Raw genomic sequence first — 25566 nt, forward strand, 5'->3', positions numbered from 1 at the left:
ACAGCGATGGGACGCCCATGGCCAGGGGCACCGCGGAACGGGTTTTGCCCGGCCACAGGTGCCGGCCCCTTCCCGCCGCGGGCGAGAGAGGAGGAAGCCGCGAAGCGGCGCAGGGGGTGCTTCATGTCAATGCCCTCCGATCATGCCGGGCACCTGCACGCGGTGCTCGATGAACAGCGCAATGCGGTTGATGACAAACGCCGAGAAAAAGTACAGCCCGGTCACGGCCAGGTAGATCTCGATGCCGCGCGAGGTCTCTTCCTGCGCCTGCATCGCGAACATGGTGAGTTCGGCGATCGACACCGCGAAGGCCACCGACGAGTTTTTGACGATGTTCATGCTCTCGCTGGTCAGCGGCGGAATGACGATGCGGAACGCCATCGGCAGCAGCACGTAGCGGTAGGTCTGCGGCAGCGTCAGCCCCATGGCCAGCCCCGCATAACGCTGGCCCTTCGGCAGGCTCTGGATGCCCGCCCGCACCTGCTCGGCGACCCGCGCCGACGTGAAGAAACCCAGGGCGATCACCACCAGGATGAAGCTGGGCACGTCCTTGAGCGGCGGCACCAGCGCCGGCACCACGTGGTACCAGAGAAACACCTGGACCAGCAGCGGGATGTTGCGGAACAGCTCGGTCCAGGCATTGCCAAGGGCCACCAGCCATTTGTTGGGCGTGGTGCGGAAGATGCCCATCACCGCGCCGACCGCCAGCGCCACCACCAGCGCCAGCAGCGCCACGGACAGGGTCCAGCCCCAGGCCGAGAGCATCCAGTCCAGGTAGGTGATGTCGCCGCCGTCGCCGAAACAGCGCGGGCGGACCTCACCGTCAATGGTGTCCTTGCAGAACACCTGCCAATCCCATGAACTCATGGCGATTCCCCAAAGTCAACAGAAGAACAAACGAAATCGGCGCCAAAGGCCGACAGCCCCAAAGCCCGCAACGCAAGCCCGATGCCACACCCCGCGCAGCGGCGGAGCGTGGGGGCCGACGGGCCAGCCGCCGGGCCGCCCCAAGGCAGGCCCAGCCCCCTCGGGGGGCAGCGACCCGCGCAGCGGCGGAGCGTGGGGGCATCACTTCTTCGCGTAGTCTTCCATCGGCTTGTCGTTGGGGTTGGCCCAGGCCGCCTTGGTGGCGTCGTTGACGGGCATGCCGACCTTGGTGTTGGCCGGCGGAATCGGCTGCTCGAACCACTTGTTCCAGATCGAGGCGATCTCGCCCGACTTCATCACCGCCTTGAGGCTGTCGTCCACGGCCTTCTTGAACGCCGGGTCGTCCTTGCGGATCATGATGGCGATCGGCTCCACCGACAGCACCTCCCCCACGATCTTGAAGTCGGCCGGGTTCTTGGCCTTGGCGATGTTGCCGGCCAGGATGGCGCCGTCCATCACGAAGGCGTCGGCACGACCGCTTTCGAGCAGCAGGAAGCTGTCGGCGTGGTCCTTGCCGAAGACCTCCTTGAAGTCCACACCGTTGGCACGTTCGTGCTTGCGCAGGGTCTGCACGGAGGTGGTGCCGGTGGTGGTGGCGATGGTCTTGCCGGCCAGTTGGGCAATGCTGGTGATGCCGGAGTTGGCCTTGACGGCGATGCGCACTTCTTCCACGAAGGTGGTCACGGCAAAGGCCACGTCCTTCTGGCGGGTGGCGTTGTTGGTGGTCGAGCCGCACTCGATGTCGACGGTGCCGTTCTGCACCAGCGGGATGCGGTTCTGCGACGTCACGGGCTGGTACTTGATGTCCAGCTTGGCCAGGCCGAGCTGTTTCTGCACGTCGGCCAGCACGCGCTGGCACAGCTCCACGTGGTAGCCCACGTACTTGCCGTCACCCAGCGTGTAGGACAGCGCGCCGGAGCTTTCGCGCACCCCCATCGTCACGGCGCCCGAGTCCTTGATCTTCTTCAGGGTGTCGTTGGCCTGGGCCATGACCGTCGAGCTGGCCAGAACAGCCGCGGCGACAAACAATGCTTTTTTCATAAGGGCACCTTCATGTGGTGGGTTGGGAAAGGAGGACTTGCGCGCCGCAGAAGGCGCGCTCATCCCAGAGGAACATCGTTGGGCGCGCGGAACAGCTCCAGCAGCGCATCCGGTGGCGGCAGATCGAGGTTCAGGCCCCTGGGCGGGATGGGGCTCTGGAACCAGCGGCGGTACATCTTCAGGGCCTCGCCCGACTGCATCACGCGGGTGAGGCTGCGGTCCACGACGGCTTTGAAATCCGCGTCGTCCTTGCGCAGCATGCAGCCGTAAACCTCGGTCGCCATGGGTTGCCCGACCACCACCCAGTCATCGGGGCGGTCGGCTTTGGCGCGCAGGCCATAGAGCATGGCTTCGTCCATCAGGAACGCATCGGCGCGGCCGGCCTGCACCATGGCAAAAGCCTCGCCGTGGTCGCGCGCGCGCAGGATTTCGGTGCGCAGGCCCGTGGCCTCGATCAGCAGCAGCAACTGGCGTTCGCTGGTCGTGCCGCCGGTGACCATGACGCGGCGCCCGCGCAGGTCTTCCAGGCGTTCAATGCCCGAGCTGCGCCGGGTGATCAGGCGCGAACTGGTCACGAAGATCGACACCGAAAAGCCGACCCGGCTGGCGCGGGCCAGGTTGTGGGTGGTGGAGCCGCATTCCAGGTCGACCGATCCGTTCTGCAACAACGGGATGCGGTTCTGCGAGGTCACGGGCACCAGCTTCACGGCCAGTGCCGGCAGCCGCAGCTCGGCCCGGATGTCGTCGACCACCCGCAGCATCAGCTCGTGCGAATAGCCCACCACCTGCCGGCGGTCGTCGTAATAGGAAAAAGGCACCGACGACTCGCGGTGCCCCAGACTGATGGTGGCGGTCTGCGAAATCTTGTGCAGCGTGCCGGGCGGCGGCGGCTCCGCATGCGCCACCAGAGCGCACGCCACGGACATCAAGCAGAAGGGAATGAAACGCATGAAAAGGGCTGACTTTGGACGCCCTCAGTGCAAGCCGTGTGCCACTCCGGGCAAACCCTGTGCTTTTCCTGCCGCTGGTGCAGCTTTTCCCTGCCCCGGTGCACCGAACACCACTTTGGGCCGGGCTGGCGGCCGGTTTCCCGTCGCCTCCCAAAACCCTTTCGACGGAATTCCGTCCATGCCGTCCGGAAAGCCATGCCCTCCTAGAATGGGCCGCATGAACCCTCCCTCTTCCCCTTCCCTGCGGATCGCCGTCATGGGGGCAGGCGCTGTCGGCTGCTTCTACGGCGGCATGCTGGCGCGCGCCGGCCATGCGGTCACCCTCATCGGCCGTGCCGCCCACGTCCAGGCCGTCCAGGCCCATGGCCTGCGCATGGACACCCGGCAGTTCGACGAGGCCGTCGCGATGGCGGCCAGCACCGAAGCCGCCGCCGTGACGGACGCCGACGTGGTGCTGTTCTGCGTGAAGTCGCCCGACACCGAAACCGCCGGCGCCCAGATCCGCCCGCACCTGGCGCCGGGGGCCCTGGTGCTGTGCCTGCAGAACGGTGTGGACAACGCCGACCGTTTGCGCGCCGTGCTGCCGGACCACGAAGTGGCCGCTGCGGTGGTCTATGTGGCCACGGAAATGGCCGGCCCGGGCCACCTGCGCCACCACGGGCGCGGGGAGCTGGTGATCGAACCCGCACACCGCAGCGAGGCCGTGGCCCGTGCGCTGATCGCCGCCGGCGTGCCGGCCGAGGTCAGCGACAACGTGCGCGGGGCCCTGTGGGCCAAGCTGATCCTCAACTGCGCCTACAACGCGATGTCGGCCCTGGGCAGCATCGTCTACGGCGAACTGGTGCAGCAGCCGGGTGCGACGGCGGTGATGCGCGATGTGGTGGCCGAGTGCTTGGCCGTCGCCGACGCCGACGGCGTGGTGGTGCCCGGCGATGTGAATCTGGCGGTGCGACGCATCGCCGAGACCATGCCGGGCCAGTATTCGTCGACCGCGCAGGACCTGATGCGCGGCAAGCCCAGCGAGATCGATCACCTCAACGGTTACGTCGTGCAGCGCGGCGACGCGCTGGGAGTGCCCACGCCGGCCAACCGCACGCTCTGGACCCTGGTCAAGCTGGCGGAACGCCACGCGGCGATCAGCCCGCCCCCCGCGCTTCCAGCCTGAGGGTCACCCGCGCCAGCAGCCCCCCGTCCGGGTGGTTGCTCAGCACGATGTCGCCGCCGTGGCGGCGCACGGCATTGCGCGCGATCCACAACCCCAGGCCGTTGCCCTGGCTGTTGGCCTGCCGGCCGTGCTCCAGGCGCAGATACGGGTCGAATATGCGTTCCAGCGCCGCCTCCGGCAGACCGGGGCCGTGGTCCCGGATGCGGATGACCGCAAAACCCGCTTCTTCGGCCATGTCCACCTCCACGCTGTGGCCATAACGCAGGGCGTTGTCGATCAGGTTGCCCAGCGCCCGCTTGAGCGCCAGCGGTTTGCCCGGCACGGTGAGCGGCAGCGTCTGCAGGCGCAGCGGCGCACCGGCGCCGGTCGCAGCCTCGGTGAGCGAGCGCAGCAAAGCGTCCAGCGGCACCGCGACGGTCGCCTCGGGCAGCTCGGCCCCCTGCATCGTGGTCAGGGCGCCCTGCAGCATGGTTCCGATCTCCTGCAGATCGCTCTTGAAGCCGGCCCGCAGCTCCGGGTCGTCCAGCAGCTCGGTGCGGAAACCCAGCCGCATGATGGGTGTCTTCAGATCGTGCGACACGCTGCGGAACAGGGTTTCGCGGTCGCCGATGTTGCGCTGGATCTGGGCCTGCATTTCGTTGAAGGAATGGGCCAGCCGGCGCACTTCCAGCGGCCCCCTCTCGGGAATGTGGTCGACCGTGAGATCGCGCGCGAACGCCGAAGCGGCCTGGTCCAGGCGCGCCAGTGAGCGCGTGACCCCGCGCGCCACCACGACCATGACCAGCAACACCGACAGCAGCCCCGCAAACATCAGCAGCAGCCGGTCGGGCGCGTAGGGATTGGCCTGCAGAAACAGGCCGGGATTGGGCAACGCCGATGCGAGCAGCAGCCAGTTGCCCGGCTCCAGACTGGTCTGCACCACCAGCACCGGCTGGCTCTCGTGGCGGGGCAGCCCCGACGCCTCGACCCAGCGCTGCGGCAGATCGGCCAGCGTGGTGCGGTCGTCGCCCACGATCAGGCGGTCGCTGGGCACCAGGTGCACCCGCGCGCCCGAAAGCCCTTCCCGCGCCAGCTCGCGGCCCAGCTCTTCTTCGACCAGGCCCACCATCATCCCGGGCAGTTCGCCGCTTGCGGCGCCGGGTTGCGGCAGCAAGGTCCGGTTGAACTGCATGAGGAACCGCGATCCGCCCGTGGTGCGCAACTGGTCGACGAGCAAGGGCCGGTACTGCACGGGCAGCGCCTTCATGAAACGCGAAGCCTGCACCACCGCGGGCGTCAGCAAGCCCGCCGTCTGCAGCACCTGCAGGCGGGCCTGATCGCGCAGCTGGTGGGTCCAGATCCCGAGCACCAGCCCCTGGCTCGCCAGCGCGCCCAGCAGCATGAACAGGATGATCCGGTTGCGCAGCGAGGCCGGCAGCAGCCGATGGCCCCAGCGCGCCAGGCGCCCGCCGTCGAACGGTGCGCTCGCCTCGCTCACGCCAGCCCCCATCGGTTGAGTTGGGCCATCTGGCGCCAGACGGTGCGCGCACTCAGCGCTGGCTGCCCCACGTAATCCCTCAGGAGCTGAGCCATCAGATCACTGCGCAGGCCATGGAAACCGATGCGGTGCGCGAGCCCAGCCACCATGCGCAGCCCCGGCTCTGAAAGCGCCATCCAGTGCTGGCGGTGCGCCGGATCGGACGAATAGGCCGTCAGCGCGCGCAGCACCGGCACCGACCCCTTGGCGCTGTTGTAGGCCACTTGCACGGCCGGCGACAGCAGCACCTGCGCGAGCGCCTGCACCTCGGCCTTGCGTTCGGGCGGGGTGTCGAACGCGGCCAGGCTGTCCACCTGGAACAGAAACAGGTCTTCGGTGCCCGGTACTTCGGTCACCACGTAGTCGCGCCCTTCACGCAGCCCCCACGCGGCCAGTTCGCCCCGGCTCCAGTCGGGCATGAACCACAGCCCCGCCCGCCCGAGCAGGAATTCGCGCCCGGCCTGAGCCCACCCGGTCATGCGGCGTTGCGCCACCGGCACCAGCCCGCGCAGCCGGCGCAGGCGTTCCAGCGCGGCCGCCACCCCCGGCTGCTCCCAGCCCCCGGGGCCGGACAGGGCCTCGAACCCCTGCGCCCCCAGTTCCGACAGCAGCAGGTTTTCGAACAAGTGCAGCAGTTGCCAGCCCTGATCGCTCCACACCAGCGGCGCGATGCCCTCGCGGTCGAGCGCCCGGGCCGCCTCCTGCAACGCGTCCCAACTGGTGGGCTGCGGCAGGCCGAGCCGGTCCCAGTGGCCCTTGTGGCAGACCAGGGTGTTGAGCCGGTGCACGCCCAGCGGAATGCCCATCACCCGGCCACCGACCCGCACCGCGTCCAGGGCCTGCGGCAGCAAACCACCCAGCCAGGCCGGCGCCGCCGCACCGTCCTGCGCCAGTTCGGCCAGGAAATCACCCTCCCCCAGCTGGCGCAGATGGCCCGCCGGCACATGGGCCAGATCGGGGGGGTCGCCCGACAGCAAGCGTGTGCGCAGCACCGTGGCGGCCGAAGGCCGCGCGCCGCCGGGCACGGCCGCATTGCGCCAGACCTTGTGGTCGTGATTGGCGACCGATTCCAGCGCGTCCAGCGCCAGCCGCTCACTCGACGACGTCCACCAGTGCAGCACCTCCAGCGGCCCACTGTCGGCCGCGCGCAGTGCCGATCTGGCAGGGTCTGCCAGACCGGACAGCGCCACTGCCAGATACTTGCACGTCAACCGCCGTTGCCGGCGCCATCTGTCCATAAGCTTTCAACCCCAACGACGGATCGCATCCCATATGTCTGTTTCTTTTTTTCGATGACCAGGATGCCTGTTTCTGCCTTCGCCATTTGCAGCCTGATCCCCGTGCGGCGTCGGGTTCACCGTGCCCTGAACCGCGCCGTCACCGCACTGTACCGCTGGATCGCCGTGGTCCTGCTGGGAACTTGCGCAACAGCGGCAACGGCAACGGCAACGGCCCAGACGCTGATCCTGGAAAGCTGGCGCCCGGAAGACCAGGTGCTGTGGGACAAAACCCTGCTGCCCGCGTTCGAACAGGGGCACCCCGGCATCCGGGTCCGCTTTGCGCCCACCGTGCGCGTGCTCTACGACCAGGCCCTGACCACCCGGCTTGAGCGGCGCATGGCGGGCGACCTCATCAGTTGCCGGCCCTTCGACGCGGCCCAGCGCCTGTTCCGGCAAGGCCATCTGGTCGCGCTCGATGGCCTGCCCGCCCTGAACCAGTTTCCGGCCAACGCCCTGCGCGCCTGGCAGACCGAAGATGGCCGCCACACCTACTGCCTGCCCGTGGCGTCGGTGACACACGGCATCTTCTACAACCGCGCGCTGTTCCGGCATCTGCGCCTGACCCCGCCGCGCGACGAGGCCGCATGGCTGGACGCGATGGCACGCCTGCGGGACATCCCCGGACTGACCCCGTTGGCCTTCGGCACCGCCGACCGCTGGGAAGCCCACCAGTTGCTGTTCACCACCCTGGGCCCCAGCCGCTGGGAGGGCGAGGCGGGCCGCCAGCGCCTGCTGGCCGGCATGGCCCGGCTGACCGATCCGCCCTTCGTCGACACCTGGGCCCTGATGGAACGCCTCACGGACTACATGCCGCCCGACTACATGACGCTGGGCTACGAAGAAGCCATGGACATCTTCGGCCGCGGCGCAGCCGGCATGCGCCCGGGGGGCTCGTGGGAAATCCAGGCCCTGCGCCGCTACCGCTGGCTGGATCTGGACGCATTCCCGCCGCCGGCCGTGCAGGCCGGCACTCCCTGCCAGGTCACCGACCACATGGATCTGGGCATCGGCATCAATCCGGCCAGCCCGAACGTGCAGGCCGCCCGGGTCTTTCTGGACTGGCTGGCGTCGCCCGCCTTCAGCCAGCTCTATGCCAACGCGGCCATCGGTTTCTATCCCCTGTCGAAGCACCCGGTCACCATCCGGGATCCGCTGGCCGAACGCATGCGCCAGTGGCGCCAGCAGTGCCAGACCACCATCCGGCTCAACGCCGACCAGATCAATGGCGACGACAGCGGAATGGAAGAAGCCTTCTGGAACGCGGGCGCGATGGTGATGGACCACCACCTCTCGCCAGCGCAGGCGGCTGCGCGCCTGCAGCGGCGCCTGGACCAGCAACGGGCGCAGGAGCGCCCGCCACGCCGCCCGGGCAACGATCGCGCCACCGCGCCGTGAGGCGCACGCCAGACCGGGCCATCACCGAAGCGCTTGCCAGCCGCATTTGCCTACCTTATAGTAGGCAAATGCCAGCCGCCACCGTCTCCCGCCACACGCAGACCGACACCCGCCAACTCATCCTGCGGCTGGCGCGCGAACTGCTGCTCACACGCTCTTACCTGGGCCTGAACTTCCAGGCGCTGGCCGACCAGGTCGGCATCCGCAAGGCCAGCCTGTACCACCACTTTCCGTCCAAAGAAGCGCTCGGCGTGAGCCTGGTGGACGAAGCCCGACAACGCTTCGAACGCTGGCAGGCCGGCGTCACCAGCGAACCCGCTGCGCGCCAGGTGCTGGCCTACATCCGCCTGTTCCGCGACCAGATCGGTGCCGGCACCCGGGTCTGTCCGGTGGGGGCCACCGCCGGCGAATGGAGTTGCCTGGAGCCTTCGCTGCAAAGTGCCGTGCAGGCGCTCTGGCGCACCCAGACCGACTGGCTGACCGGGGTGTTCCAGCGTCTCGATCTGCCGGCCCCGTCGGGGAGCAGCGGCCCGGACGCCGCCCGGCAATGGGCCACCCACGTCAGCGCGGTCTGCCAGGGCGCCCTGATGCACGCCCGCGTCCAGAGCGACCCGAAAGTCTTCGATGCGGCGGTTGCCCCGCTGATCGACCGCCTTCCCCGCGCCTGACCCCTCCTCGCCCGCACAGGCCTGCCTGTGCGTTTTTTTGCCCTTTTAAACTACCTTTTGGTAGGTAGATATGCAAGCCTCCTCAACCACCCCATCACCCTGGCCCGTCTTCTTCACCGCCAGCGTGGCGGTGTTCCTGGTCTCGCTCGACGCCACCGTGCTGTTCGCCGCGTTTCCGGCCCTGCGGCAGAGTTTCGCAACCGCCGCGGCCACCGACCTGTCCTGGGTGATCAACGCCTACACCGTGGTCTACGCCGCGCTGCTGGTGCCCGCCGGCCGGCTGGCCGACACGCACGGCCGGCGGCGCATGTTCCTGCTCGGCCTGGGCCTGTTCCTGCTGGCCTCGCTGGCCTGCGGTCTCGCGCCCGGGGTGGGGGCGCTGGTGGCGGCGCGGGCCGTGCAGGCCGCCGGTGCTGCGCTGCTGACGCCCGCTTCCCTGTCCATCGTGCTGGCCGCCTTCCCGGTGGAAAAGCGGGCCGTGGCCGTGAGCCTCTGGGGCGCGGTGAGCGGGCTGGCCGCGGCCGTCGGCCCCAGCCTGGGGTCGTGGCTGGTCGACAGCCTGGGCTGGCGCTGGGCGTTCTTCATCAACCTGCCACCGGCACTGTGGTCGCTGTGGCGCGCCCGATCAAGACTCGCCCCCGATGCGGCGCCGGCCGCGCCACGGCGCGTCGACGCGGTGGGCGTGCTGCTGCTGATCGCTGCCGTGGGCGCGCTCACGGGCGGGGTGCTGCACCTGGAATCGCACGCCTGGTACCAGCCGCCGGTGCTGGTGGCCTTGCTGGCCGGTCTGGCCGTGCTGGCGCTGTTCGTGGCCTGGGCCCGCCGCCACCCCGCGCCCGCGGTGGACCTGCGCCTGTTCGCCCACCCCACCTACCGCGCGGTCAACCTGGCCACGCTGGCCTTCGGCACCGCCTTCGCCATGATGTTCTTCGGCTTCTTTTTCTTCATGACCGGAATCTGGCACTACAGCCTGCCGCGCGCCGGCCTGGCCATGACACCGGGCCCGTTGATGGTGGTGCCCACAGCCCTGCTGGCCGGGCGCATCGCCGCGCGCGCCGGGCACCGGCCGGTGCTGATCGCCGGCTGCCTGCTGGTGGCCGCCGGCGGCCTGTGGCAAGCCCATGTGCCCGGCCTGACCCCCGCCTACCTCACGCACTGGCTGCCGAGCCAGCTCATGACCGGCATCGGTGTCGGTCTGGCCATGCCCTCGCTGGCGGGCGCCGCCGTGGCCAGCCTGGGGCCGACCCACTTCGGCGTCGGCAGCGCCGTCAACCAGGCGGTGCGCCAGTTCGGCAGCGTGCTCGGCGTGGCACTGACGGTGGTGATGCTCGGGGGAGCCGTTTTCACCCTGGCCGACTATCAGAAGCTGAGCCACAGCTACGCCGCCCTGTCCCTGCTGGCGGCCGTGTTGTGCCTACCGGTCAACACCCGCCCTGCCCGTTGATGACCAACCTGTCCCCACTCCAGTCCGCCCCGACCGCCCCGACCGACCCGGTCCTGCAGGCCGCGCAGCAGGTCCTTCGCGTCAGGCCCAGCCCACCCCGCGCCTGGCCCACCGGCACCGTGAGCACCACCTTCGACATCGAGGCCCCGGCCGGTTGGCCCGACGGCCCCCGCGTGCCGGTGACCCTGCATCGCCGTGGTGAGGGCCCAGCGGCCCTGCTGGTGCACGGCTGGCAGAGCCAGGCCGCCGACCTGATGCCCCTGGGCGATGCCCTGATCGCGGCCGGCTTTTCGGTCTGGGCACCCGACCTGCCCGGCCACGGCCATTCCGGTGGCCGGCACCTGGCCATCCCGCAGGCGGCCACCGCCTTGCGCGAGATCGGCCGGCTTGCCGGGCCGTTCGCGCTGGCCATCGGCCACTCCTACGGCGGCGCCAGCCTGGTGCACGCGCTGGCGCAGGGCCTGGCCGTCCAGCGGGTGGTGCTGCTCGCCGCCCCCACCCACTACGGCCAGTTCGTCCGCCTCGCGGCACGGCAACGCGGCCTCGATGCCGCGCAGACCGAGGCCCTGCTGGCGCGCCTGCACGAAGTCACTGGCGAACACCCGGACCGCATCGACATGGCGCGGCAGGCCGAGGCGCTGAGCGCACCGGCTTTGCTGATGCATTCGGCCGACGACACCGTGGTGCCGGCCGCTGGCCTGCACGCCGTGGCACAGCGTTGGCGCGGCGCGCGCTGGCACCCGCTGGAAGGGCTGGGCCATTTCCGCCTGCTGGACGACCCGGGCGTGCTGCAGACCATCCGGCGATTCGCCGCCGAATCCCCCCCGCCAGCGGCCCTCAGCGCTGCGGCGGCATGAAGGCCGTGCTCGCCGGCCGCCCCGGCACCGACAGCACCGCCTGGGCCGGGGCGCTTTGCGCCAGCAGCGCCCCCCGGCGCCAGACCTTCAGCCGCGTGGCGCGCAGGCGGACCGCCTCCACCGGATTCCGCGCCTGCAGCAGCACGAAGCTGGCGTCCTTGCCGGTCTCGATGCCGTAACCGCCGAGCCCCATCACCTGCGCGGCGTTCACCGTCACCGCGTCGAAGCACTGGCGCATGCCGGTCTGGCTGGTCATCTGGGCCACGTGCAGGCCCATGTGCGCCACCTCCAGCATGTCGCCGCTGCCCAGGCTGTACCAGGGGTCCATCACGCAATCGTGACCGAAGGCCACCGTCACGCCGGCAGTCATGAGTTCGGGCACGCGCGTCATGCCCCGGCGCTTGGGATACGTGTCGTGCCGCCCCTGCAGCGTGATGTTGATCAGCGGGTTGGCGACCGCGCTCACGCCCGCCTCGGCGATCAGCGGGATCAGCTTGCTGACGTAGTAGTTGTCCATGCTGTGCATGGAGGTCAGGTGCGAGCCGTTGACGCGGCCCTGCAGGCCCAGACGCTGCGTCTCGCAGGCCAGGGTTTCGATGTGGCGGCTCAGCGGGTCGTCGCTCTCGTCGCAGTGCATGTCGACGCGCAGCCCGCGTTGCGCCGCCAGTTCGCACAGCAGCTTCACGCTGGCGGCGCCATCGGCCATGGTGCGCTCGAAGTGCGGGATGCCGCCCACCACGTCCACACCGAGGTCGAGCGCACGGATCAGGTTCTCCATCCCGCCAGGGCTGCGCAGCACGCCGTCCTGCGGAAAAGCCACCAGTTGCAGATCCAGGTAGGGCGCGACGCGCTTTTTCACCTCCAACATCGCGCGCACCGGCAGCAGGCTCGGGTCGCTGGTGTCCACATGGCTGCGAATGGCCAGCAGGCCCTTGGCCACGGCCCAGTCGCAGTAGGCCAGCGCGCGCTCGACCAGGGCCTCTTCGGTGAGCAGCGGCTTCAGCTCGCCCCAGAGCGCGATGCCTTCGAGCAGGGTGCCGCTGGCGTTCACGCGCGGCAGGCCGTAGCTCAGCGTGGCGTCCATGTGGAAGTGCGGATCGCAGAACGGCGGCGTCAGCAACTGGCCGGCGGCGTCAACCGTCTCGCGGGCCGGGGCCTCCAGCCCGGGGGCGACGTCAACGATGCGGCCGTCCCGCACGGCCACCGACATGCCGGTGCGGCCGTCGGGCAGGGAAGCCTGGGTGATGAGCAGGTCGAGCATGGTGGTTCCGGTGCGGTTTCGTGGGTGGTTTCGGTGATGGGCAACGGGCCTTCATGCAGGAAACGCGCCCGCGTGGTCAAGGCAGCAGGGCGGCTCCGCGTTCAACGGCCCAGAACCCCCAGCCCTGCTGATCGATGAGGGACTGGCAACGCCGCGCCAGTGCATCGCTGGCCTCGCGATCCAGCGGCGCGGGGAAATGGGCCATGGCCCGCGCATCGGCATTCAGCGCAGCGAAAGCGGGCAGGTCCTCCTCGCGCCAGGCACGCAGCCGCACACGCTCGCCCCGCAGCCAATCCGGCGCCACCAGCGAACAACCGGCCGGTGCCTGGCGAGAACGCCCGCCGCTCACACCGCACCGGACAGCGCGCCCCGCAAGCGCGCCGCATGGTCCTGCAACACGCTGGCCGGCGGGTCCTTGCGCGGCCAGCTCAGCGCAATGCCGTCGTCCTGGTGGCGGGGCACCACATGCAGGTGGAAATGGAACACCGTCTGATCGCCCTCGCGGCCGTTGGCCTGCAGCAGGGTCAGGCCCGGCGGATCGAACACCGCCTTCACCGCCCGCGCCACCCGATGTGCGGTCTGCATCACGGCGGCGGCTTCTTCGGGCGTGATCTCCAGCAGGTTGGCCGCATGGCGCCGCGTGGCCACCAGCACGTGGCCGGGGTTGACCTGGCCGAGGTCCATGAAGGCGATGGTGAGCGCGTCTTCGTACACGCGAGCAGCGGGAATTTCGCCGGCCACCAGGCGGCAGAAAATGCACTGACCGGGTGGCGAAGTGTCAACGAACTGGGGCATGTCTTCCTTCCTGAGAACCCACAACCCGGCGAGCGTACACCGGGTGCGCCAGCGCCGGGCCTGCCGCCGCCCGCACGGCGGCGCGCAGGCCGCTCAGCGTTCGCCCTGGCGATAAGGCTTCATCAGCGCCTGCGGATAGGCCGCCTTGCGGGCCACCAGCACCAGCGCCAGGATGGACAGCACATACGGCAGCATCAGGTAGACCTGATAGGGAATGGTGCTCGCGCCCGCTTGCTGCAGGCGCAGTTGCAGCGCGTCGAAGAAGGCGAACAGCAGCGCCCCCAGCAGCGCCTTGCCCGGCCGCCACGAGGCAAACACCACCAGCGCCACGCAGATCCAGCCACGGCCGTTGATCATGTTGAAGAAGAAGGCGTTGAACGCCGAAAGCGTGAGGAAGCTGCCAGCCACCCCCATCAGCGCAGAACCGGCCACGATGGCGCCCGTGCGCACCGCCGCCACCGACACGCCCTGCCCTTCGGCGGCCTGCGGGTTCTCGCCCACCATGCGCACCGCCAGCCCCACGGGCGTGCGGAACAGCACCCAGGCCGACAGCGGCACCAGGAGGATGGCCAGCAGCGTCAGCGGCGTTTGCGCCGACAGCACCGGAACGCCCAGCCCTTCCATGGGCGCGAACGGCGCGATGGTCGGCGGCGTGCTCACCTTCGGAAACGCCACCCGGTAGCCGTAGTACGAGAGCGCCGTCGCCAGCAGCGTGATGCCCAGACCCGCCACGTGTTGCGACAGCGCCAGGCCCACGGTGAGCAGCGCGTGCAGCAGGCCGAAGGCCGCGCCCGCCAGCGCGGCCACCGCCACACCGCCCCACAGCGGCAGGCCCTGGTAGACCGCGAGCCAGCCCGCGAACGCGCCGGCGACCATGATGCCCTCGATGCCCAGGTTGAGCACCCCGGCGCGTTCGCACCACAACACGCCCAGCGTGCCCAGGATCAAGGGCGTGGCGATGCGCAGCACCGCGACCCAGAACGCGGGGTTGAGCAGGATCTCGATCATTTCGGTCATGCCCTACCTCCACCTCAGGCGGTACTGCGCCAGCAGCGTGCCCACCAGCACCGACAACAGCGCCACGGCCACGATCACGTCGGCCAGGTAGGTGGGCACGCCGATGGCGCGGCTCATGCTGTCGGCGCCCACCAGCACGCCGGCCACGAACACCCCGGCCGCGATCACGCCCAGCGGGTTCAGCCCGGCGAGCATCGCGATCACGATGCCGCTGTAGCCGTAGCCCGGCGACATGTCCAGGGTCACGTAGCTGGCGCGGCCCGCGACCTCGATGGCCCCGGCCAGCCCGGCCAGCGCGCCCGAAAGCAAGGCCACCAGCACCACGGTGCGGGTGACCGGCACGCCCGCGAACGCGGCAGCACGCGGGTTGGCACCCACGGCCCGGATGTCGAACCCCAGCACGGTGTACTTGAACAGCGCCCAGACCAGCAGTGCCAGCAGCACCGCCCCGATCAGGCCGCTGTGCACGCGCGTGCCTTCGACCAGGCGCGACAGCTCCAGCTCGGGCACCAGCGACACGCTCTGCGGCCAGCCCATGGCCATCGGGTCCTTCATCGCGCCGTCGAGCAAGGCCGAGACCAGCAGCAGCACGATGAAGTTGAGCAGCAGCGTGGTCACCACCTCGTCCACGCCCAGGCGTTGCTTCATGAGCGCGGGCCCGAGCAGCAGCAGCGCCCCGGCCAGCGCGGCGGCCAGCATCATCAGCGGGAACAGCAACCACAGCGGCAGCGCCAGCCCCTCGCCGCCGTGCAGGCCGCCCACGGCCACGGCGGCCAGTGCCCCGGCATACAACTGGCCTTCGGCGCCGATGTTGAACAGCCGTGCCCGGAAGGCCACCGTGGCCGCCAGCCCGGTGAGGATGAGCGGGATCGCGCGCGTGAGCGTTTCGCTCCACGCAAACAGCGAACCGAAAGCACCCTGCAGCAGCAAACCGTAGGTCTGCCCGACCGGGGCGCCGGCCCACAGCACCAGCAGGCTGCTCACCAGCAGCGTGAAAGCGACCGCACCCAGCGGCGCCAGCACCAGGGCGGCGGCAGAGGCCTGGCTGCGCCGCTCAAGCCGCATGTCCGCTCCCGTGCCCGGCCATGGCCAGGCCAATGCTTTCGCGCGTCCAGGTCTCGGCCGGCAGCGCCTGGGTGAGATGGCCGTGGTGCATGACCGCGATGCGGTCGCCCAGCGTCATCACCTCGTCCAGATCGTCGGAGATCACGAGCACGGCGGCACCGGCATCGCGCGCGGCAATGAGCTGCTGCTGCACATAGGCCACGGCGCCGATGTCGAGCCCCCAGGTGGGCTGGTGGGCCACGATGAGGAAGGGGGCAGCCCTGTTCCGCTGCTGGCACGGCTCGCTGCCTCCCGAGGGGGCAGACGGCGCACACGCCACCGCTGCGCGGGGCGCCGACACCCCAACACCGCCATTCCCGCGCAGGCGGGAATCCACCAAAGTCACGGGCTCCCCCGCGCTCCCCGGCTGCGCGACGGGGTCTTCGTTCATCGTCTCGTCCGCCTCCGGCGCCATCAGCGCCCGGCCCAGAATCAGCTTTTGCATGTTCCCACCCGAAAGCGAACGCGCGGCGGCGAGCGGGCCGCCGCCGCGCACGTCGAAGGCATCGATGACCCGCTGGGCGTGCCGGCGCGCAGCGTCGCGGCGGACCCACGGTCCGCGCGAAAACGCCGGCGTGCGCAGGCGCTCGGACACGGCGTTCTCCCACACCGGCAGATCGCCCACCACGCCCACGGCATGGCGGTCTTCGGGGATGCGGGCCACGCCATGCGCCACCAGCCAGGCGGGCGAAGCCGGCAGCCCCTGATCACCCAGGCGCACGTCGCCCTCGCTGGCGCTGCGCACACCGCACAGCAGCTCGGCCAGGGCCACCTGCCCGTTGCCGGAGACACCGGCAACGGCAACGATCTCGCCCGCGTGCAGACGCAATGACACGTTGTCGAGCCGGTCGCGCACGCCGGCCGGCGTGCTCACACCCGCGAGCTCGCACACCACCTCACCCACGCGTTGCGAAGGGTGGCGTTCGGGCGCGGCCACCGCATGGCCCACCATCCATTGCGCCAGCTGCGCGGGCGTGGTGCCGGCGGCCGGTGCTTCGGCCACGAGCCGGCCCTGGCGCAGCACGGCCACGCGGTGCGACACCCGCAGCACCTCGGCCAGCTTGTGGCTGATGAAGATGATCGACAGCCCCTGCGCCACCATCTGCGACAGCGTGTCGAACAGCCCTTCGCTCTCCTGCGGTGTGAGCACCGCGGTGGGCTCATCAAGAATGAGGATGCGTGCGCCCCGGTACAGCGCCTTGAGAATTTCCACCCGCTGGCGCTCGCCCACCGAGAGGCTGCCCACCAGGGCGTCGGGCACCACCGGCAGGCCAAAGCGGCCGGCCACGGCCAGCAGGCGCGCCCTGGCTTCGGCACGGCGCGAACGCCAGCGCCAGAGCGGTTCGGTGCCCATCAGCACGTTGTCGAGCACCGACAGGTTGTCGGCCAGCGTGAAGTGCTGGTGCACCATGCCAATGCCGGCGGCCAGCGCCGCACGCGGGTTGCCGGGGGGCAGCGGCTGACCGAAGACCTCGATCTGCCCTTCATCGGCCACGTAATGCCCGAACAGGATCGACACCAGCGTCGATTTGCCCGCCCCGTTTTCGCCCAGCAGCGCCAGCACCTCACCTTCGCGCAGCGTCAGCGAAATGCCGTCGTTCGCCACCAGGGCGCCGAAGCGTTTGGTGATGCCGTCCAGGCGCAGCACCGTGGGGCGCTCGCCCGGCGCGGGCGGCGCTGGGTTCACGGCTGCCACGCGCGCAGGAAGGCCAGCAGCACCTTGGCGGAGTTGTCGGCCGCCAGCCCGAAGAAGGTGCCCATTTCGTTTTCACCGTCGCCGCCACCGGCCAGGTCGCTCAGCGAGCGGAAGGCGATGTACGGCACGCCGTTGCTGTAGGCCACCTGCCCCACGGCCGCGGTTTCCATGTCGAGCACGTTGGCTTCAAAAGTCTTGAAGGTGTATTCGCGGAAGGCCGCGTTGTCCATGAAGGCCTGGCCCGAAACGCCGTTGCCGCCCACCACCAGCTTGGGCGGGTTCGACAGGCACTTGCCCGGCGCGGTACAGGCCGACAGCGGCACCTTCAACTGGCGCGCCGCGGACAACATGCCGGGGTCGACCTCGAACCAGAACTTGCGGTGCACCTGGGGCTGCTGCGCCGTCACCACCTCGACCGTGCGCGGGAAGAACATGCCGTAGTTGGGGTGCATGGCGTCCTTCATGAAGGGCGGCGCCGTGTAGCGGCCCGGCGCGGTTTCGCGAGCGATCAGCACCTCCAGGTACTGGCCCCATTGCTGCGGCACCGACACGTCGCCGATGTGCAGGCCCGGGTTCACGCCTCCGGCGATGCCGCTGAACACCAGCGCCTGCACGTTGAAGCGGTCGAGCACACGCTGCGTGTTCATGGCGGCGTTGACCATGCTGATGCCCGAGAGGAACAGCACCACCGGCCGACCGGCCAGCACGCCGGTGGTGAATTCCACGCCCTGCACCTGGTGGGTGACCGGATCGGCCAGTTGGCGGCGCAGCAGCGTCAGCTCGGGCGCAAAGGCCGAGAGCACCGCCACACGCGGGGTGCTGTCCAGGCGGGCGGCCGCGGCGGCGGCCTTGGCAGGCATCGCGGCCGTGGCCGACTGCGGCCCGGGGCCGGCACAGCCCCCGAGCAACAACCCCAGCCCGAGGGCGCAGGCCGCGCCTGCGGTGCGGCAGTGTTTCCAGACATTCATGGGCAGCTCCCTTCCTGGCGACCGGTCAGGTCAGTCAGGTCATTTGGTGGTGGACTTGGGCTGGGTGTCGTCCACCTTCACGGTGAACTTGCCCGCCAGGATGTCGGCTTCCTTGGCCTTGACCTTGGCCACGATGTCGGCCGGCACCTTCTTCTCGAACGTGCCCAGCGGCGCCAGGCTGCTGCCCTTGTGCTTCATCATCGAATACGGGCCGTAGTCCTCGGCCTTGAAAGCGCCGGCCTTGACCGCCTTGATGGCGGCGTCGATGCTGGGCTCCATGTGCCACAGGGCCGAGGCCACCACGGTGTCGGGGTAGTCGGCCTGGGTGTCGATCACGTTGCCGATGGCGAGCACCTTGCGCTCCTTGGCCGCGTCGCTGACGCCAAAGCGTTCGGCGTACAGCACGTCGGCCCCCTTGTCGATCATGGCGAACGCCGCTTCCTTGGCCTTGGGCGGGTCGAACCAGCTGTTGATGAAGGTCACCGTGAACTCGACCTTCGGGTTGGTTTCCTTGGCGCCGGCCATGAAGGCGTGCATCAGGCGGTTGACCTCGGGGATCGGGAAGCCGCCGACCATGCCGATCTTGCCGCTCTTGGTCATGCCGCCGGCGATCATGCCGCTGAGGTAGGCCGGCTCCTGGATGTAGTTGTCGAAGACGCTGAAGTTGGGCGCCTGCGGCTTGCCCGAGGAACCCAGCAGGAACGAGGTCTTGGGGAAGTCCTTGGCGACCTTGCGCGCCGCCGTCTCCACCGCGAAGGCCTCGCCGACGATGAGCTGGTTGCCGCCCGTGGCGTACTCGCGCATGACGCGCTCGTAGTCGGCGTTGGCCACGTTCTCGCTGGCCTTGTATTCGATCTCGCCCCGCGCCTCGGCGGCCTTGAGCGCCTTGTGGATGCGGCTGACCCACTGCTGCTCGAACGGCACGGTGTAGATGGCGGCCACCTTGAGCTTGGCCTGGGCCTGGGCGAAGCCGGGCGCGGCAACCGCCAGGGCGGCGGCCAGGGCCATCAGGTGACGGCGTGGGAGAGCGGGGAACGGCATGGCGGGAACTCCTGCGAAGGGGTGGAGGATGGCGGGACGGAAAACCGGAAAACGCTGGCCGGGAACGCAGCCCTATTTGGTGCCAAAAATGCGGTCGCCCGCATCACCCAGCCCCGGCAGGATGTAGCCGTGGCTGTCGAGCTCGCGGTCGATCGCGGCGGTGTAGATCGGCACGTCAGGGTGGGCTTTCTGCAGCGTGGCCACGCCTTCGGGTGCGGCCAGCAGGCAGACGAACTTGATGGATTTCGGGCCCAGTTCCTTGAGCCGGTCCACCGCCGCCACGGCCGAATTGCCGGTGGCCAGCATCGGGTCGACCACGACGATGTCGCGCTCCTGCATCTCGCCGGGCATCTTGAAGTAGTACTCGACGGCGGTCAACGTCTTGGGGTCGCGGTACAGGCCGATGTGGCCCACGCGCGCGCCAGGCACCACGCTGAGCATGCCGTCGAGGATGCCGGTGCCCGCACGCAGGATGGACACGAAGACCAGCTTCTTGCCGTCCATGACCTTGCCGGTGGTGAGTTCCAGCGGGGTTTCGACCTCGATGTCCTGCAGCGGCAGATCGCGCGTGACCTCGTAGGTCATGAGCATGGCCAGCTCGCCCAGCAGGCGGCGGAAGCTGTTGGTGCTGGCGTCCTTGCGGCGCATGAGCGTGAGCTTGTGCTGCACCAGGGGATGATCGATGACGTGGACATTGCTCATGGTGAAGGCCTCTCGGGTCGGGAGAAATGTTCAGAAAACCGTGCCATCGCTGTCGATGGCCAGAGGCGGCAGACCGCCTCGCAAACGTTGTGCCAGCACGCGGCCGGCCGCCCAGGTGCCCCCTTCGAGCACGCAGGCCAGGGGCAGGCGCTCCGGGGTCAGCCGCAGTTCGCCGCGCACCAGCGGGGCCAGCTCGTCGAGCAGGGCCACCGTGAGCGCGCGCCATTCCACGATGAAGGGATCGCCCACCTGCCAGGTGCGGGTGGTGGCGTCGGGCGGCAGGGGCTGAAGCACGCCGGCGTCGAGCAGCAGACCGCCGTTGCGGTATTCGGGCAGGCCGGTCAGGGCATCGAGCCCCTGCACCGCCACGCCCGCCCATTCGAAGGGCTCCAGCAGCGAATAGGTCAGCCACTGCGACAGCTTGTGGAACGGCATCCAGCCGCGCGTGAGCCCCGGGCCTGCCACGGCCGGGTGCGGCCAGCAATCGCCCAGCGACACGCCGTCGATGGCGTTCTGCGCCGGCCAGATGTCCGACAGCGTGTCCAGCAGCGCCTGCAGCACGTCGTGCGCCTCGATGGCCCGCCGCTCGGTCCCCACCAGCGCATCGAACAGCCCACCCGGCCGGCCCAGCGGGCCGAAGCTGCCGGGCTGCGCCGCCAGCACCTCGCCCAGGCGGCGCAGCAGCGCGGCGCGCCCTTCCAGCCCGATCAGCGGGTTGTCGGCCCCCACCTGGAAAGCCGCCCCGAGCCGTTCGGCGGTCACGGCGCGCAAGCCGGCCGCATCCGCGCGCAGCGGCTGTTCGGGATCGCTGGAGAACAGCCCTGCCACGAAGGCGTGGAAGCTGGCCACGCCCAGGCCCTCGGAGCGGGTAAAGCGCTGGCCGCTGCCGGCCTCCTGGTAGCCCCAGGCCGCGCCCGCACCGGCATCGAGCAACACGCTCACCAGCGCCAGATCGATCTGTGCCCGCGCGCGCGCCGCAGCCGGCACCGCACCCAGCAGCACATCCAGCTGGCCGGCGCGGTCCACCCCGCCGGCCTCGAAGTGGCGCCAGCGGCTGTGGTACGGAATGCGCAGATCCGGGTAGCGCGAACGCGTGACCTCGGCCACGGTGCGCGCCGCCTCCGGCAGGGCGCCGTCGTGGATGGCAAAAAACGCCGATTCGCCGCGCCGCGCCAGCGCCAGCAAGGCATGGGCGCGTTCGCGGATGGCGGTGGTGGCACGCAGCGCCTGCGCCGCGCCCGCCGCAGTGGTGGTGTCGGTATCGGCCATGCTCACGCGTCCAGCCCCCGGCCCTTGGCCTTCTTGAGCTCCTCGGCATCGGGCACGGCGCCGGGGGTGAAGTAGCCGGCCGCCATCTTGGCGTCCATCTCCACGCGCGCATCGGCCGGGATGAGTTCGTCCGGGATGTTCACGCGCACGCCGACCTCGATGCCCGAGCCGGTGATCGCGTCGTACTTCATGTTGCTCATCGACACCAGCCGGTGGATCTTGCGGATGCCCAGCCAGTGCAGCACGTCGGGCATGAGCTCCTGGAAGCGCATGTCCTGCACGCCGGCCACGCATTCGGTGCGGGCGAAGTACTGGTCGGCCGTGTCGCCGCCGACCTGGCGCTTGCGCGCGTTGTAGACCAGGAACTTGGTCACCTCGCCCAGCGCCCGGCCTTCCTTGCGCGAATAGGCCACCAGGCCCACGCCGCCACGGCCACCAGCCTCCTGGGCCTGCGCGCCCAGAATGCACTCTTCGATGGCGTGCGTGAGGTAGGGCCGGCAGGTGCAGATGTCGGAGCCGAACACGTCGGAGCCGTTGCACTCGTCGTGCACGCGTGCGGTCAGTTCCACCTCGGGGTTGGCCAGATCGCGCGGGTCGCCAAAGATGTAGACGGTCTGCCCGCCGATGGGCGGCAGGAACACGTCCAGGTCGGACCGCGTGACGAGTTCGGGGTACATGCCGCCGGTTTCTTCGAACAGCACGCGGCGCAGATCGGTTTCGGAACAGCCGAAACGTTTGGCGACCTCGGGCAGGTACCACACGGGCTCGACCGCCACCTTGGTCACCAGCGCCGCGCCGCCTTCGAGCAGCAGCTTGCCGTCGGGCTTGAGGCGCCCTTTCTGCACCGCCTCGATCACCTCGGGCAGGATCACGTGCGCCTTGGTCACCGCGATGGTGGGGCGGATGTCGTAGCCCGCCGCCAGTTCGGTGGCGTATTCGCGCGCCACCTCGGCGCCCCAGGGGTCCATGCTGACGATCTTGCCCGGGTCGGCCCACTGCGGGTAGGGCCCGATCACGTCGGTCGGCGCGGTGTTCGTCAGGTCGGCCTTGTGCTCGCGCTTGAGCGCGCCGGCCGCCACGGCCAGCGCCCGGTAGACGCTGTAGCTGCCGCTGTGCGTGCCGATCACGTTGCGGTGCGCGCGGTTGGTGGTGGTGCCCACCAGCGGCCCGCGCTCGCGCGCCGTCACCGCGCCCCACCGGATGGGCAGGGCGCCGAAGCCGCCCGAATGCGAGGTGAGCCGGATGTGGCGCGGGTGCGGCGACTGGGCCGATGGCGGCAGCGCGGCCGGGGCCACGGCGGGAGCGGCGTCTTCAGACATGAAAGGCCTCCTCAGAAAAAGGCGCAGGGGGACACGGGGTGCCGGTATGAGCCGGTTTTTTGGACCAACTGGTCAAAACCGTAACAAAAACCATGCCACACGTCGACAGCGGATTTGCCCCAATGCGGTGCACCTTGCGCGGAGCGACCGTTTCAGCCCTGCCCCATTTCAGCTTCCCCTGGCGCCCCCCGGGTGCCCACCTGCAGGCGCACACGAGGCGGCTGTCCGGACAGCTGCACGCCATACCCCAGCCGCCGCCCCATCGCCACCAGTGCCCCATGCCCGTGGTGGCCCAGCAGGCAGTGCAGTTCGGTGTCGGCCCGGCAGACCGCGGCCGACAGCAAGGCCGAGCCGAGCCCGAGGCGGCGCACGGGCCGCTGCACGCTCAGCGCCAGCTCCCAGGCCCCGGGTTCGGCCGTGGGCACCAGTTGCAGGGCGGCCAGCAGGCCTGCTCCGGTTCGCCGGCGCCAGCCCCACCAGCGCTGGGCCGGCCAGGAAATGTCGCGCACCCAGTTCCGCAGCGCGGCGTCGCCCAGCGTGCAACCGAAGCGGGCGTACCGGTCGTCGGCGTCCAGGGCCAGCAGGTGCACCGCCAGCGCGCGGCGGTCCTCCGCTGACAGCGGCACGAGCTCAAGCGTCGACCGCCACATAGACCAGCTCCGCCGATGTGCAGCGGTGGCGCCCCCCGGTGACCGGCGACTCGGCCCAGAGCTCGACCTGCACCCGCACCGAACGCTGGCCGGTGCCCGTCACGCGCGCCGTGACCTCGACCACATCGCCGACGACGGCGGGCGCGACGAAGTCCATGCGTTCGCTCGCGGCCATCACCACGCTGCGCCGCACCTGCCGCGTGGCCGCAACGAACCCGGCCTTGGCCATCCAGGCCATGGCCGGCCCGCCGTGCAGCACGCCACGGTGGTTGGCATGGCCCGGGAACACGATTTCGGCCACCCGTGCCCAGCCCGCCGGCGAGGCGCCATCGGCCGGACCGTCCGCCGCCTCCGGCGCGATGGCGGTGGCCGGTTCGGTCCCGGCCTGGCGCACCATCACGAATTCGCCGCGCAGGCAGTGCACCCGCTCGCCGCTGAGCAGGTCTTCGGCCGTCAGACTGGCTTCCACGGTGGCCGAACGGCGGCCGCGCTGCAGCACGCGGGCCTGGCATTCGACCGCAAAACCGGCCGGCGCGGGCGACGCGAAGTCCAGGCGCCCCACGGCGGCGGTGACCACCGCGCCGCGCAGCGCCTTGCTGCCCATGATGAACGCCAGGCGGTCGAGCATGGCCAACGCCGCACCGCCGAACAGCGTGCCGTGGTGGTTGGATTGGTCGGGCCACACCAGGTCGACCACGACCAGGGGGGTGGGCAGCGCCGCCGCGGATGCGGGCGCCGGGAAAACGACAGATTCGGACAAGACAGACCTCCGTTGAAGGAGGCGAAGCGCACACCGATCGCAAGACGGCCTCCGCGCGCGAGCCCGCCCGGATGCCCGCAGCACGGAGCGCCACGGCAGCGGTAGACAAGGGTTTGCCACGCGGAACGGTCCCGCTCCGGGACACCCCGCCCAGGCACAGACACACACACCGCCCCGTGGCAGGTCTCCTGGCTCTCGGGTCGTCGTCCGCTGCCAGCCTTCCCGGCACGAAGCCAGTGGCGTGGAGGGCAGCGGACTCGCCGATCACAGTTGCGGGGGCAGCCACAGACTGGGTTGGTGACCAACCGTTCTGTCGTTCCCTTTTCATTCTTGCGGTGGGGCAAGAAACCGCGGGGCCGGCGCAGTATACGGCCGCTCTGTGCCGCCGGGCCGGCCGGCCCCGGGGGTCGGTCAGCGCTGCGGCGCGCGCTTTTTCGCGGCCTCGTCGTCCATCAGCTCGTACCACATGGCGTTGAGCACGGCAAAAGCGGCGGCCAGCAACAGGCCGAGGATCCAGGCGAAGTACCACATGAGGATGTCCTTTCAGGGTCTGGTGGGGTCAGTAGGCGTGGTCGCCATGGGTGATGTCGCGGGTGCGCACCTTGCCCCACATGACGCGGTACACCCAGCTCGTGTAGGCCAGGATCAGCGGCACGAAGATCACCGCGCACACCAGCATGATGAACAGGGTCTTGTGGCTCGACGAAGCGTCCCAGACCATCAGCGCCGAGCGCAGGTCGATCGACGAAGGCACGATGAAGGGGAACATCGACGCGCCCACGCTCAGGATGATGCCGGCGATGCCCAGCCCGCTGAACACCACCGTGAGGCCTTCCCAGCGCGCGCGCAGGCCCAGCAGCGCCGCCAGCGTGCCGGCAAAGCCCAGCGCCGGAGCCAGCAGGGTCCAGGGGTGCTGCTGGTAGTTGCTGAACCAGGCGCCCGCCACGCCGGCGGTCACGGTCTTGAGCAGCGGATTGGACGGGCCATTGGCCAGGTGCGGGCTGCTCAACTGGTAGCCGGCCACGAAGGCCCACAGCAGCCACCCGGCCAGCGCGTACAGCACCAGGGTGCCCAGGGCCGCCAGCGAGGCGAAGCGGCGTGCCCGCTCGGCCACGGTGCCTTCGGTCTTGAGCGTCAGCCAGGCGCCGCCGTGCATGACCAGCATGGCCACCGACACCAGACCGCACAGCACCGCATACGGGTTGAGCAGGCCGAAGAACGTGCCTTCGTAGATCATCCGCATGTCATCGGTGAAGCGGAACGGCACGCCCTGCAGCACGTTGCCGATGGCCACGCCGAAGATCAGCGCCGGCACGAAGCCGCCGACGAACAGCGCCCAGTCCCAGGCGCTGCGCCAGGTCGCGCTTTCGCGCTTGCTGCGGTACTTGAAGCCCACCGGCCGCAGGATGAGCGCGAACAGCGCCGCAAACATGGCGAGGTAGAAGCCCGAGAAAGACATGGCGTAGATGTGGGGCCAGGCCGCGAAGATCGCGCCGCCGCCGAGCACCAGCCAGACCTGGTTGCCTTCCCACACCGGGCCGATGGTGTTGATGACGACACGCCGCTCCAGATCGGTGCGGGCGACGAAGGGCAGCAGCGCACCGACCCCGAGGTCGAAGCCGTCGGTGACGGCAAAGCCGATCAGCAGCACACCGAGCAGCAGCCACCAGATGACACGCAGGACGTCGTAGTCCAGAAGGGTATGAAGAATCATGGAATTTCTCCGCAGTGAGCGTGGGTG

At 69.9% G+C, this 25566-nt stretch carries 25 protein-coding genes and 1 riboswitch; of the genes, 5 read left to right on the plus strand and 20 right to left on the minus strand.

What is annotated here, in order from left to right; translation table 11 throughout:
- Positions 1-126: 126 nt before the first annotated feature.
- From L0977_RS05250 to L0977_RS05260, 3 genes are all read right to left on the minus strand, one after another.
- Positions 127-867 (minus strand): amino acid ABC transporter permease, encoded by a 741-nt coding sequence (locus L0977_RS05250; RefSeq protein ID WP_234263755.1) that lies wholly within the window; start codon positions 865-867, stop codon positions 127-129.
- Positions 868-1068: 201 nt separating this feature from the next.
- Positions 1069-1968, minus strand: coding sequence for an amino acid ABC transporter substrate-binding protein (locus L0977_RS05255; RefSeq protein WP_234263756.1), 900 nt, complete (start codon positions 1966-1968; stop codon positions 1069-1071).
- A gap of 59 nt (positions 1969-2027) precedes the next feature.
- Positions 2028-2918 carry a transporter substrate-binding domain-containing protein gene (locus L0977_RS05260; protein WP_234263757.1) on the minus strand — a complete coding sequence of 297 codons (891 nt, stop codon included), beginning with the start codon at positions 2916-2918 and terminating at the stop codon, positions 2028-2030.
- A 217-nt stretch (positions 2919-3135) separates the two neighbouring features.
- On the opposite strand from L0977_RS05260, the gene L0977_RS05265 reads away from it, so the two are divergent.
- Positions 3136-4083: a ketopantoate reductase family protein gene (locus L0977_RS05265; RefSeq protein WP_234263758.1), complete on the plus strand. Its 948-nt coding sequence runs from the start codon at positions 3136-3138 to the stop codon at positions 4081-4083.
- On the opposite strand, the gene L0977_RS25530 is transcribed toward L0977_RS05265, so the two are convergent.
- Together L0977_RS25530 and L0977_RS05275 are read right to left on the minus strand one after the other, a co-directional pair.
- A complete protein-coding gene (locus L0977_RS25530; RefSeq protein WP_234263759.1) occupies positions 4055-5560 on the minus strand; it encodes an ATP-binding protein in 1506 nt (501 codons plus the stop codon). The two genes, L0977_RS05265 and L0977_RS25530, sit on opposite strands and share 29 nt — an antisense overlap.
- Entirely contained in the window at positions 5557-6810 is a 1254-nt protein-coding gene (locus tag L0977_RS05275; protein WP_234263760.1) for an ABC transporter substrate-binding protein, read from the minus strand. The genes L0977_RS25530 and L0977_RS05275 overlap by 4 nt, the downstream gene beginning before the upstream one ends.
- Positions 6811-6900: 90 nt before the next feature.
- Between L0977_RS05275 and L0977_RS05280 the strand changes: the two genes are divergently transcribed.
- From L0977_RS05280 to L0977_RS05295, 4 genes are all read left to right on the plus strand, one after another.
- Positions 6901-8274: an ABC transporter substrate-binding protein gene (locus L0977_RS05280; protein WP_234263762.1), complete on the plus strand. Its 1374-nt coding sequence runs from the start codon at positions 6901-6903 to the stop codon at positions 8272-8274.
- A 68-nt stretch (positions 8275-8342) separates the two neighbouring features.
- Positions 8343-8942: a TetR/AcrR family transcriptional regulator gene (locus tag L0977_RS05285; protein ID WP_234263763.1), complete on the plus strand. Its 600-nt coding sequence runs from the start codon at positions 8343-8345 to the stop codon at positions 8940-8942.
- A gap of 70 nt (positions 8943-9012) precedes the next feature.
- Positions 9013-10386, plus strand: coding sequence for an MFS transporter (locus L0977_RS05290; protein WP_234263764.1), 1374 nt, complete (start codon positions 9013-9015; stop codon positions 10384-10386).
- Positions 10386-11243 carry an alpha/beta fold hydrolase gene (locus L0977_RS05295; RefSeq protein ID WP_234263765.1) on the plus strand — a complete coding sequence of 286 codons (858 nt, stop codon included), beginning with the start codon at positions 10386-10388 and terminating at the stop codon, positions 11241-11243. The genes L0977_RS05290 and L0977_RS05295 overlap by 1 nt, the downstream gene beginning before the upstream one ends.
- Here L0977_RS05295 and L0977_RS05300 read toward each other — a convergent pair.
- The 15 genes from L0977_RS05300 to cydB all read right to left on the minus strand — a co-directional run bounded on the left by L0977_RS05300 (position 11224) and on the right by cydB (position 25539).
- A complete protein-coding gene (locus L0977_RS05300; protein ID WP_234263766.1) occupies positions 11224-12504 on the minus strand; it encodes an amidohydrolase family protein in 1281 nt (426 codons plus the stop codon). The two genes, L0977_RS05295 and L0977_RS05300, sit on opposite strands and share 20 nt — an antisense overlap.
- Before the next feature lie 76 nt (positions 12505-12580).
- Complete coding sequence (locus L0977_RS05305; RefSeq protein WP_326491048.1) at positions 12581-12808, minus strand: GNAT family N-acetyltransferase; 228 nt, start codon at positions 12806-12808, stop codon at positions 12581-12583.
- Positions 12809-12849: 41 nt separating this feature from the next.
- Complete coding sequence (locus L0977_RS05310) at positions 12850-13299, minus strand: HIT family protein (RefSeq protein ID WP_234263767.1); 450 nt, start codon at positions 13297-13299, stop codon at positions 12850-12852.
- A gap of 93 nt (positions 13300-13392) precedes the next feature.
- A complete protein-coding gene (locus L0977_RS05315; RefSeq protein WP_234263768.1) occupies positions 13393-14316 on the minus strand; it encodes an ABC transporter permease in 924 nt (307 codons plus the stop codon).
- A gap of 3 nt (positions 14317-14319) precedes the next feature.
- The gene (locus L0977_RS05320) at positions 14320-15381 is read right to left on the minus strand and encodes an ABC transporter permease (RefSeq protein ID WP_234263769.1); all 1062 of its coding nucleotides are present in this window, start codon (positions 15379-15381) and stop codon (positions 14320-14322) included.
- Entirely contained in the window at positions 15371-17107 is a 1737-nt protein-coding gene (locus L0977_RS05325; RefSeq protein WP_234263770.1) for an ABC transporter ATP-binding protein, read from the minus strand. Before L0977_RS05325 ends, L0977_RS05320 begins: the two co-directional genes overlap by 11 nt.
- Positions 17104-18084, minus strand: coding sequence for a 5'-methylthioadenosine/S-adenosylhomocysteine nucleosidase (locus L0977_RS05330; RefSeq protein WP_442786611.1), 981 nt, complete (start codon positions 18082-18084; stop codon positions 17104-17106). The genes L0977_RS05325 and L0977_RS05330 overlap by 4 nt, the downstream gene beginning before the upstream one ends.
- A 39-nt stretch (positions 18085-18123) precedes the next feature.
- Complete coding sequence (locus L0977_RS05335; RefSeq protein WP_234263771.1) at positions 18124-19125, minus strand: BMP family protein; 1002 nt, start codon at positions 19123-19125, stop codon at positions 18124-18126.
- Between the two features lie 72 nt (positions 19126-19197).
- The gene (gene upp / locus L0977_RS05340; RefSeq protein ID WP_234263773.1) at positions 19198-19827 is read right to left on the minus strand and encodes a uracil phosphoribosyltransferase; all 630 of its coding nucleotides are present in this window, start codon (positions 19825-19827) and stop codon (positions 19198-19200) included.
- Between the two features lie 30 nt (positions 19828-19857).
- Positions 19858-21096, minus strand: coding sequence for a URC4/urg3 family protein (locus L0977_RS05345; RefSeq protein WP_234263775.1), 1239 nt, complete (start codon positions 21094-21096; stop codon positions 19858-19860).
- A gap of 2 nt (positions 21097-21098) precedes the next feature.
- Entirely contained in the window at positions 21099-22415 is a 1317-nt protein-coding gene (locus L0977_RS05350) for a GTP cyclohydrolase II (protein ID WP_234263776.1), read from the minus strand.
- A gap of 152 nt (positions 22416-22567) precedes the next feature.
- Complete coding sequence (locus L0977_RS05355; protein WP_234263778.1) at positions 22568-23065, minus strand: hypothetical protein; 498 nt, start codon at positions 23063-23065, stop codon at positions 22568-22570.
- The gene (locus L0977_RS05360; RefSeq protein WP_234263780.1) at positions 23046-23825 is read right to left on the minus strand and encodes an acyl-CoA thioesterase; all 780 of its coding nucleotides are present in this window, start codon (positions 23823-23825) and stop codon (positions 23046-23048) included. Before L0977_RS05360 ends, L0977_RS05355 begins: the two co-directional genes overlap by 20 nt.
- Before the next feature lie 161 nt (positions 23826-23986).
- Positions 23987-24193, minus strand: a riboswitch (cobalamin riboswitch).
- A gap of 43 nt (positions 24194-24236) precedes the next feature.
- Positions 24237-24356, minus strand: a complete 120-nt coding sequence (gene cydX / locus L0977_RS05365) for a cytochrome bd-I oxidase subunit CydX (protein WP_234263782.1) — start codon at positions 24354-24356, stop codon at positions 24237-24239.
- A gap of 28 nt (positions 24357-24384) precedes the next feature.
- The gene (gene cydB, locus L0977_RS05370; protein ID WP_234263783.1) at positions 24385-25539 is read right to left on the minus strand and encodes a cytochrome d ubiquinol oxidase subunit II; all 1155 of its coding nucleotides are present in this window, start codon (positions 25537-25539) and stop codon (positions 24385-24387) included.
- Positions 25540-25566: the final 27 nt, after the last annotated feature.

This window comes from Hydrogenophaga sp. NFH-34 (assembly GCF_021401345.1).
Lineage (GTDB): Bacteria > Pseudomonadota > Gammaproteobacteria > Burkholderiales > Burkholderiaceae_C > Hydrogenophaga > Hydrogenophaga electricum.

Coding starts and splice junctions, on each gene's coding strand:
- upp (WP_234263773.1), bottom strand. CDS start 19,827: ATGAGCAATGTCCACGTCATCGATCATCCCCTGGTGCAGCACAAGCTC.
- L0977_RS05310 (WP_234263767.1), bottom strand. CDS start 13,299: ATGCCCCAGTTCGTTGACACTTCGCCACCCGGTCAGTGCATTTTCTGC.
- L0977_RS05255 (WP_234263756.1), bottom strand. CDS start 1,968: ATGAAAAAAGCATTGTTTGTCGCCGCGGCTGTTCTGGCCAGCTCGACG.
- L0977_RS05355 (WP_234263778.1), bottom strand. CDS start 23,065: ATGTGGCGGTCGACGCTTGAGCTCGTGCCGCTGTCAGCGGAGGACCGC.
- L0977_RS05290 (WP_234263764.1), top strand. CDS start 9,013: ATGCAAGCCTCCTCAACCACCCCATCACCCTGGCCCGTCTTCTTCACC.
- L0977_RS05315 (WP_234263768.1), bottom strand. CDS start 14,316: ATGACCGAAATGATCGAGATCCTGCTCAACCCCGCGTTCTGGGTCGCG.
- L0977_RS05350 (WP_234263776.1), bottom strand. CDS start 22,415: ATGTCTGAAGACGCCGCTCCCGCCGTGGCCCCGGCCGCGCTGCCGCCA.
- cydB (WP_234263783.1), bottom strand. CDS start 25,539: ATGATTCTTCATACCCTTCTGGACTACGACGTCCTGCGTGTCATCTGG.
- L0977_RS05260 (WP_234263757.1), bottom strand. CDS start 2,918: ATGCGTTTCATTCCCTTCTGCTTGATGTCCGTGGCGTGCGCTCTGGTG.
- L0977_RS05345 (WP_234263775.1), bottom strand. CDS start 21,096: ATGGCCGATACCGACACCACCACTGCGGCGGGCGCGGCGCAGGCGCTG.
- L0977_RS05320 (WP_234263769.1), bottom strand. CDS start 15,381: ATGCGGCTTGAGCGGCGCAGCCAGGCCTCTGCCGCCGCCCTGGTGCTG.
- L0977_RS05250 (WP_234263755.1), bottom strand. CDS start 867: ATGAGTTCATGGGATTGGCAGGTGTTCTGCAAGGACACCATTGACGGT.
- L0977_RS05295 (WP_234263765.1), top strand. CDS start 10,386: ATGACCAACCTGTCCCCACTCCAGTCCGCCCCGACCGCCCCGACCGAC.
- L0977_RS05285 (WP_234263763.1), top strand. CDS start 8,343: ATGCCAGCCGCCACCGTCTCCCGCCACACGCAGACCGACACCCGCCAA.
- L0977_RS05280 (WP_234263762.1), top strand. CDS start 6,901: ATGCCTGTTTCTGCCTTCGCCATTTGCAGCCTGATCCCCGTGCGGCGT.
- cydX (WP_234263782.1), bottom strand. CDS start 24,356: ATGTGGTACTTCGCCTGGATCCTCGGCCTGTTGCTGGCCGCCGCTTTT.
- L0977_RS05300 (WP_234263766.1), bottom strand. CDS start 12,504: ATGCTCGACCTGCTCATCACCCAGGCTTCCCTGCCCGACGGCCGCACC.
- L0977_RS05265 (WP_234263758.1), top strand. CDS start 3,136: ATGAACCCTCCCTCTTCCCCTTCCCTGCGGATCGCCGTCATGGGGGCA.
- L0977_RS05330 (WP_442786611.1), bottom strand. CDS start 18,084: ATGAATGTCTGGAAACACTGCCGCACCGCAGGCGCGGCCTGCGCCCTC.
- L0977_RS05335 (WP_234263771.1), bottom strand. CDS start 19,125: ATGCCGTTCCCCGCTCTCCCACGCCGTCACCTGATGGCCCTGGCCGCC.